The sequence below is a fragment of the Pseudonocardia charpentierae genome (assembly GCF_031845345.1).
Lineage (GTDB): Bacteria > Actinomycetota > Actinomycetes > Mycobacteriales > Pseudonocardiaceae > Pseudonocardia > Pseudonocardia charpentierae.
In genome coordinates this window covers 1-1,127 of sequence record NZ_JAVREJ010000090.1, presented here as the reverse complement: position 1 = coordinate 1,127, position 1,127 = coordinate 1, and the positions used below count along the sequence as shown (strand labels likewise).

Annotated in this window: 1 protein-coding gene; it reads right to left on the bottom strand. The window is 66.3% G+C overall.

Annotated features, from left to right (window positions below; translation table 11 throughout):
* Window positions 1–228: 228 nt before the first annotated feature.
* On the bottom strand, window positions 229–735 hold the full coding sequence (locus RM445_RS31980) for an RNA polymerase sigma factor (RefSeq protein WP_311560601.1): 507 nt from the start codon (window positions 733–735) through the stop codon (window positions 229–231).
* Window positions 736–1,127 lie beyond the last annotated feature (392 nt).

The window sequence follows — 1,127 nt, the reverse complement described above, 5'->3', positions numbered from 1 at the left end:
CGAGAACGAGGCTCACGGCCTGGTCCTTGTACTCCTGGGTGAAGTTACGGCGTGTCGCCACGCGATTGCCTCCGCTGCGATCAGCGGCAGTCTACGACCGGATGTCTACAAGATCGGGAACGGTCCAAATCGTCGCAGCGGCGCGAGGCACCCTGCAGCTGCCGAGCGTTGCCTCGGACCCGCCGCAGCCGTTAGGCCAGTCAACCCGCAGTGGCCGGAGGCGGCGATTTACGCCGGCAGGTCCCACTCCCACTCCGGGTTGTTGATGAGCAACTGCCGCATGCGGTTCAGGCTCCGCCTGCGGGTAGGGCCAATGCTGCCAATTGGTATGTTCAAGGCTGTTGAGATGGAGGCGTAGTTCGGTCGATCGACCTGCGCGATCCGCTCGAGCAGCTCGCGGTGCCGGGGCGGGAGCACCCGAACGGTTCGGCGCACCACCGCGTGCGACATGCGGTTCAGGGCGATCTCGGCAGGATCGGGTGCGGGGGGCGTCACGACGTCGGGCTCGTCGACAAGCACATAGCGCTGCTGCGCACGGAGCTCCCGCAGTGCCTCTCGCCGGGCCACGACCGAGATCCAGGCGAGGCCCGCGTCGGGGTCGCGAAGATCTTTTACGTGCCGGAGCAAGGCAAGCATCGTCGACTGCACGGCGTCCTCGACGACGTGTGCGGGTAGGCGGTGGCTGCGCACGATGTGGTGCAGCCACGGTCGAATGATGCGGGTCAGGTCGGTCATCGCAGAGCGGTCCCCGGCGAGATATCGGCGGATGGTGTCGCCCACCTGTACGGCGAGCGGGCTACGTCCATCGAGTGCTGACATCGGACGGTCGTGGTTGGTGGTGCAAGTCATCATGATCGACCTCATCGCGTTCGGACTGGTCAGGGCGTCAATGCAAGCGCCGCAGCAGTGCGTCACCAACGCTAGGGAGACCGGGAGGGCGGATGGGATGCCGCGATACAGGGCAGCTGTCATCTGGATGACAGCAGGGGAAGGGCACGCTCCGGGTCGCGTCCCGCTGCGTGGTGTAACTCGCTCCGCGGGAGGCTCTGCGGTTCAGATCATGCCGTCATGAGTTCGGCGGTGGCCACCCCTTCCGGTGGTGTCGGGGTGGCGAGCAGGGCCATGGT

Excerpts from the sequence above, each read along its gene's own strand:
- RM445_RS31980 (WP_311560601.1), bottom strand. The coding sequence starts at position 735 with ATGACCGACCTGACCCGCATCATTCGACCGTGGCTGCACCACATCGTG.